This is a genomic window from Pseudokineococcus sp. 1T1Z-3 (assembly GCF_037482365.1).
Taxonomy (GTDB): Bacteria; Actinomycetota; Actinomycetes; order Actinomycetales; family Quadrisphaeraceae; genus Pseudokineococcus.
In genome coordinates this window covers 1-517 of record NZ_JBBHZF010000029.1, presented here as the reverse complement: position 1 = coordinate 517, position 517 = coordinate 1, and the positions used below count along the sequence as shown (strand labels likewise).

At 68.9% G+C, this 517-nt stretch carries 1 pseudogene; it reads left to right on the top strand.

Features of this window, described 5'->3' with window-relative positions:
- Positions 1–107: 107 nt before the first annotated feature.
- A pseudogene (locus tag WDV86_RS15925) lies at positions 108–517 on the top strand (hypothetical protein); the annotation flags it as partial.

The following is a 517-nucleotide window of genomic DNA, read 5'->3' as shown; positions in this document are numbered from 1 at the left end:
CTCTGCGATCACTCCTGGCCAGGACCTACGGAGCCAACGGCGGAGGGATCGTGCGCGTGTGCTCGTCGGGTACGACGGAGCACTCCGACGGTCGCGCGTACGACTGGATGAAGGACGCGAGGAATACCTCTGACGTCGCCGATGTCGAGGCCTTCCTGGGATGGCTGGTCGGACCGGACGCCGACGGGGTGACGGCTGGCAACGCACGTCGCCTGGGCGTCATGTACGTCATCTGGGACAGCCGCATCTGGGCCAGTTACCGCCCGACGTGGCGTGCCTACACAGGAGCGAGCCCGCACACCGACCACGTGCACATCTCCCTGACGTGGGACGGGGCCATGGGCCGGACGTCCTTCTGGAAGGGCCGGACCCTCTCCGGTCACGACTTCGGCCCGTGCCGGGCCGTGGTCGGTCAGCCCGTTCCGCCGTACAAGGGCCGCAACACCTCTCCTTGTCCTGCTCCTGCCCCTGTGCCCCCTCCGGCTCCTGCGCCGGTTCCGGTTCCGGTGGGTGTGCC